The sequence below is a fragment of the Neisseria sicca genome, from assembly GCF_003044565.1.
Lineage (GTDB): Bacteria > Pseudomonadota > Gammaproteobacteria > Burkholderiales > Neisseriaceae > Neisseria > Neisseria sicca_A.
This window is the reverse complement of the sequence record NZ_POXG01000012.1, coordinates 1-6,419: the sequence shown is the minus strand read 5'-3', so window position 1 is coordinate 6,419 and position 6,419 is coordinate 1. Positions and strand designations below refer to the sequence as shown.

The window sequence follows — 6,419 nt, the reverse complement described above, 5'->3', positions numbered from 1 at the left end:
GACGTCATACCCGCCCGACACAAAGGCCGCCCGAATCCCCGAGGGTATCGGACGGCCTTTTATCACGCGGTCTGTTGCGCACATTCCCCTTTGGGAATGCGGCATTAAACTTATTTCTTAGCGGCAGGCACGGCGGTTTTAGCCTGTGCGGCAGGGGCGACGGTTGCTTCTGCCTTCAGTTTGGAGAAGATACCCTCACCGATACCTTTGACGTTTTTCAACTCCTCCACCGATTTGAAGGCACCATGTTGCTGACGGTAGTCCACGATGGCTTTGGCTTTGGCAGGGCCGATACCGGGCAGGGCTTCCAACTCGGATGGTGAAGCGGTATTGATGTTCACGGCGGCCAGCGACAGCGAAGCGGTCAGCAGGGACAGCGCGGCAAAGAGGAATTTTTTCATAAGAAGATACTCCATAGTTTGTGAATGCGAATGGCGCCTGTGTGTGCGGCACCGTAAAATAGTTGGCTATCATATCCGTCTTACCGTTTCCGTTCAAACGATACTTAACGATTTCCTGATTTACTATCTCTTTGTGTATTGATTCTGCAACATTCCTATTTTACCCGCCCTCTTCCCGTCCGTCACATCCCTATACCCGCTGACCCTACCCTCACCGTAACCACCCTATCGTCACTCGTCAACAAGTCGCTCCATCATCAGAAGGAACGACAAACACGGCTTCAAGTAAAAGTAAAAGGTAAAACACAAGATAAAAGTAAAAGCCCCCGACATCTGTCAGGGGCTTAGAATAGGTGTTTGGCAGTGACCTACTTTCGCATGGAAGAACCACACTATCATCGGCGCTGAGTCGTTTCACGGTCCTGTTCGGGATGGGAAGGCGTGGGACCAACTCGCTATGGCCGCCAAACTTAAACTGTACAAATCGGTAAAGCCTTAATCAATATATTTGGTGATGACTGAATCAGTCAGTAAGCATTTATCATTTGAAGTTCTTCAAATGATAGAGTCAAGCCTCACGAGCAATTAGTATGGGTTAGCTTCACACGTTACCGCGCTTCCACACCCCACCTATCAACGTCCTGGTCTCGAACGACTCTTTAGTGCGGTTAAACCGCAAGGGAAGTCTCATCTTCAGGCGAGTTTCGCGCTTAGATGCTTTCAGCGCTTATCTCTTCCGAACTTAGCTACCCGGCTATGCAACTGGCGTTACAACCGGTACACCAGAGGTTCGTCCACTCCGGTCCTCTCGTACTAGGAGCAGCCCCCGTCAAACTTCCAACGCCCACTGCAGATAGGGACCAAACTGTCTCACGACGTTTTAAACCCAGCTCACGTACCACTTTAAATGGCGAACAGCCATACCCTTGGGACCGACTACAGCCCCAGGATGTGATGAGCCGACATCGAGGTGCCAAACTCCGCCGTCGATATGAACTCTTGGGCGGAATCAGCCTGTTATCCCCGGAGTACCTTTTATCCGTTGAGCGATGGCCCTTCCATACAGAACCACCGGATCACTATGTCCTGCTTTCGCACCTGCTCGACTTGTCGGTCTCGCAGTTAAGCTACCTTTTGCCATTGCACTATCAGTCCGATTTCCGACCGGACCTAGGTAACCTTCGAACTCCTCCGTTACTCTTTGGGAGGAGACCGCCCCAGTCAAACTGCCTACCATGCACGGTCCCCGACCCGGATTACGGGTCTGGGTTAGAACCTCAAAGACACCAGGGTGGTATTTCAAGGACGGCTCCACAGAGACTGGCGTCTCTGCTTCAAAGCCTCCCACCTATCCTACACAAGTGACTTCAAAGTCCAATGCAAAGCTACAGTAAAGGTTCACGGGGTCTTTCCGTCTAGCAGCGGGTAGATTGCATCTTCACAACCACTTCAACTTCGCTGAGTCTCGGGAGGAGACAGTGTGGCCATCGTTACGCCATTCGTGCGGGTCGGAACTTACCCGACAAGGAATTTCGCTACCTTAGGACCGTTATAGTTACGGCCGCCGTTTACTGGGGCTTCGATCCGATGCTCTCACATCTTCAATTAACCTTCCAGCACCGGGCAGGCGTCACACCCTATACGTCCACTTTCGTGTTAGCAGAGTGCTGTGTTTTTAATAAACAGTCGCAGCCACCTATTCTCTGCGACCCTCCAGGGCTTACGGAGCAAGTCCTTAACCTTAGAGGGCATACCTTCTCCCGAAGTTACGGTATCAATTTGCCGAGTTCCTTCTCCCGAGTTCTCTCAAGCGCCTTAGAATTCTCATCCTGCCCACCTGTGTCGGTTTGCGGTACGGTTCGATTCAAACTGAAGCTTAGTGGCTTTTCCTGGAAGCGTGGTATCGGTTACTTCATGTCCGTAGACACTCGTCGTCACTTCTCGGTGTTAAGAAGACCCGGATTTGCCTAAGTCTTCCACCTACCGGCTTAAACAAGCTATTCCAACAGCTTGCTAACCTAACCTTCTCCGTCCCCACATCGCATTTGAATCAAGTACAGGAATATTAACCTGTTTCCCATCGACTACGCATTTCTGCCTCGCCTTAGGGGCCGACTCACCCTACGCCGATGAACGTTGCGTAGGAAACCTTGGGCTTTCGGCGAGCGGGCTTTTCACCCGCTTTATCGCTACTCATGTCAACATTCGCACTTCTGATACCTCCAGCACACTTTACAATGCACCTTCATCGGCCTACAGAACGCTCCCCTACCATGCTAGTAAACTAGCATCCGCAGCTTCGGTTATAGATTTGAGCCCCGTTACATCTTCCGCGCAGGACGACTCGACCAGTGAGCTATTACGCTTTCTTTAAATGATGGCTGCTTCTAAGCCAACATCCTGGCTGTCTGGGCCTTCCCACTTCGTTTACCACTTAATCTATCATTTGGGACCTTAGCTGGCGGTCTGGGTTGTTTCCCTCTTGACAACGGACGTTAGCACCCGCTGTCTGTCTCCCGAGGAACCACTTGATGGTATTCTTAGTTTGCCATGGGTTGGTAAGTTGCAATAACCCCCTAGCCATAACAGTGCTTTACCCCCATCAGTGTCTTGCTCGAGGCACTACCTAAATAGTTTTCGGGGAGAACCAGCTATCTCCGAGTTTGTTTAGCCTTTCACCCCTATCCACAGCTCATCCCCGCATTTTGCAACATGCGTGGGTTCGGTCCTCCAGTACCTGTTACGGCACCTTCAACCTGGCCATGGATAGATCACTCGGTTTCGGGTCTACACCCAGCAACTGTTCGCCCTATTAAGACTCGGTTTCCCTACGCCTCCCCTATTCGGTTAAGCTCGCTACTGAATGTAAGTCGTTGACCCATTATACAAAAGGTACGCAGTCACACCACAAGGGCGCTCCCACTGTTTGTATGCATCAGGTTTCAGGTTCTATTTCACTCCCCTCCCGGGGTTCTTTTCGCCTTTCCCTCACGGTACTGGTTCACTATCGGTCGATGATGAGTATTTAGCCTTGGAGGATGGTCCCCCCATATTCAGACAGGATTTCACGTGTCCCGCCCTACTTTTCGTACGCTTAGTACCACCGTTGAGATTTCGAATACGGGACTATCACCCACTATGGTCAAGCTTCCCAGCTTGTTCTTCTATCTCAACAGTTATTACGTACAGGCTCCTCCGCGTTCGCTCGCCACTACTTGCGGAATCTCGGTTGATTTCTTTTCCTCCGGGTACTTAGATGGTTCAGTTCTCCGGGTTCGCTTCTCTAAGTCTATGTATTCAACTTAGGATACTGCACAGAATGCAGTGGGTTTCCCCATTCGGACATCGCGGGATCATAGCTTTATTGCCAGCTCCCCCACGCTTTTCGCAGGCTTACACGTCCTTCATCGCCTATCATCGCCAAGGCATCCACCTGATGCACTTATTCACTTGACTCTATCATTTCAAGAACTTCTCTGACTTTGCCTGATATTCCGTTGACTAGAACATCAAACTTGAATTTCCTACTTTGATAAAGCTTACTGCTTGTTGTGTCTTAATCCCGCCTTTTGTCTTTCGGGATTAAGTCGATACAATCATCACCCAAATACTGTACCTGTTTTTCTTTTCCTATTTAGGAGATAACTGACCATTTGCAATTAGTCAATCATCAAAAACAGACACATTGTCTTTGTTTGTTGATTTCGGCTTTCCAATTTGTTAAAGATCGATGCGTTCAATATTGCTATTTACTTCGCAAATCAAAATGAGCTGATTATTATAGCAGCCTTTCTTTTTCCGTCAAACTGATTCGTCAGCAGACTTCTCTTTAGAAAAAAAGAAAGCAGTTACACTGCCTTTTTAACTCGCTTTGATTTGGAAAGTATTGGTGGAGGCAAACGGGATCGAACCGATGACCCCCTGCTTGCAAAGCAGGTGCTCTACCAACTGAGCTATGCCCCCGTTCTTGGTGGGTCTGGGAGGACTTGAACCTCCGACCCCACGCTTATCAAGCGTGTGCTCTAACCAGCTGAGCTACAAACCCGGATTCTCTTCTTAAGCGAATCTTGTCTTCACTCAAGCATTTTTCCGCATCTTCTACAGTTTACCGATAAGTGTGAATGCGACAGCCTCTTCTTTCTCTAGAAAGGAGGTGATCCAGCCGCAGGTTCCCCTACGGCTACCTTGTTACGACTTCACCCCAGTCATGAAGCATACCGTGGTAAGCGGGCTCCTTGCGGTTACCCTACCTACTTCTGGTATCCCCCACTCCCATGGTGTGACGGGCGGTGTGTACAAGACCCGGGAACGTATTCACCGCAGTATGCTGACCTGCGATTACTAGCGATTCCGACTTCATGCACTCGAGTTGCAGAGTGCAATCCGGACTACGATCGGTTTTGTGAGATTGGCTCCACCTCGCGGCTTGGCTACCCTCTGTACCGACCATTGTATGACGTGTGAAGCCCTGGTCATAAGGGCCATGAGGACTTGACGTCATCCCCACCTTCCTCCGGCTTGTCACCGGCAGTCTCATTAGAGTGCCCAACTTAATGATGGCAACTAATGACAAGGGTTGCGCTCGTTGCGGGACTTAACCCAACATCTCACGACACGAGCTGACGACAGCCATGCAGCACCTGTGTTACGGCTCCCGAAGGCACCCCTCCGTCTCTGGAGGGTTCCGTACATGTCAAGACCAGGTAAGGTTCTTCGCGTTGCATCGAATTAATCCACATCATCCACCGCTTGTGCGGGTCCCCGTCAATTCCTTTGAGTTTTAATCTTGCGACCGTACTCCCCAGGCGGTCGATTTCACGCGTTAGCTTCGCTACTAAGCAGTCATGCTGCCCAACAGCTAATCGACATCGTTTAGGGCGTGGACTACCAGGGTATCTAATCCTGTTTGCTACCCACGCTTTCGGGCATGAACGTCAGTGTTATCCCAGGAGGCTGCCTTCGCCATCGGTATTCCTCCACATCTCTACGCATTTCACTGCTACACGTGGAATTCTACCTCCCTCTGACACACTCTAGTCACCCAGTTCAGAACGCAGTTCCCAGGTTGAGCCCGGGGATTTCACATCCTGCTTAAGTAACCGTCTGCGCCCGCTTTACGCCCAGTAATTCCGATTAACGCTCGCACCCTACGTATTACCGCGGCTGCTGGCACGTAGTTAGCCGGTGCTTATTCTTCAGGTACCGTCATCAGACAGAGGTATTAACCCTATCCTTTTCTTCCCTGACAAAAGTCCTTTACAACCCGAAGGCCTTCTTCAGACACGCGGCATGGCTGGATCAGGCTTGCGCCCATTGTCCAAAATTCCCCACTGCTGCCTCCCGTAGGAGTCTGGGCCGTGTCTCAGTCCCAGTGTGGCGGATCATCCTCTCAGACCCGCTACTGATCGTCGCCTTGGTAGGCCTTTACCCCACCAACTAGCTAATCAGATATCGGCCGCTCAAACAGCGCAAGGCCAAATGGTCCCCTGCTTTCTTCCTCAGAAAATATGCGGTATTAGCTAATCTTTCGATTAGTTATCCCCCACTGCTCGGTACGTTCCGATATGTTACTCACCCGTTCGCCACTCGCCACCCAAGAAGCAAGCTTCTCTGTGCTGCCGTCCGACTTGCATGTGTAAAGCATGCCGCCAGCGTTCAATCTGAGCCAGGATCAAACTCTTATGTTCAATCTCTAACTTTTTAACTTCTGGTCTGCTTCAAAGAAACCAACAGGACAATGTCTAAAACATCATCTTGTCTGTCTTTCAAACAGTGTGAGGCTGTCGCACTCACACTTATCGGTAATCTGTTTTGTTAAAGAGCGAAAACGAATTATAAAGCATTTCATTTCATTGTCAATCACAACTTTTCTCAAAACCTCGAAAAATCAGACCAACTGTGATATACTTATTTGTTCGTTTAACCGCCGCCGAAGCAGCGAAGAACCGAACTATACCCCCCTCCAAAAAAACCGTCAACTCCCAAACAATAAAAAATTCTACAAAACACACCAACAAT

General features: G+C 49.9%; 1 protein-coding gene, 2 tRNA genes and 3 rRNA genes. All 6 read right to left on the bottom strand.

The window, feature by feature from the left end; translation table 11 throughout:
• Nucleotides 1-110: 110 nt before the first annotated feature.
• The 6 genes from DBZ16_RS14550 to DBZ16_RS14525 all read right to left on the bottom strand — a co-directional run bounded on the left by DBZ16_RS14550 (nucleotide 111) and on the right by DBZ16_RS14525 (nucleotide 6,088).
• Nucleotides 111-401 carry a ComEA family DNA-binding protein gene (locus DBZ16_RS14550; protein WP_070495411.1) on the bottom strand — a complete coding sequence of 97 codons (291 nt, stop codon included), beginning with the start codon at nucleotides 399-401 and terminating at the stop codon, nucleotides 111-113.
• A gap of 355 nt (nucleotides 402-756) precedes the next feature.
• Nucleotides 757-870, bottom strand: a 5S ribosomal RNA gene (gene rrf, locus DBZ16_RS14545).
• A 95-nt stretch (nucleotides 871-965) separates the two neighbouring features.
• Nucleotides 966-3,857 (bottom strand): 23S ribosomal RNA (locus DBZ16_RS14540).
• A 431-nt stretch (nucleotides 3,858-4,288) separates the two neighbouring features.
• Nucleotides 4,289-4,364, bottom strand: a tRNA-Ala gene (locus DBZ16_RS14535).
• A gap of 5 nt (nucleotides 4,365-4,369) precedes the next feature.
• Nucleotides 4,370-4,446: transfer RNA gene (locus DBZ16_RS14530), tRNA-Ile, on the bottom strand.
• Nucleotides 4,447-4,547: 101 nt separating this feature from the next.
• A 16S ribosomal RNA gene (locus DBZ16_RS14525) occupies nucleotides 4,548-6,088 on the bottom strand.
• The 16S, 23S and 5S rRNA genes sit together here with 2 tRNA genes alongside, the layout of an rRNA operon.
• Nucleotides 6,089-6,419 lie beyond the last annotated feature (331 nt).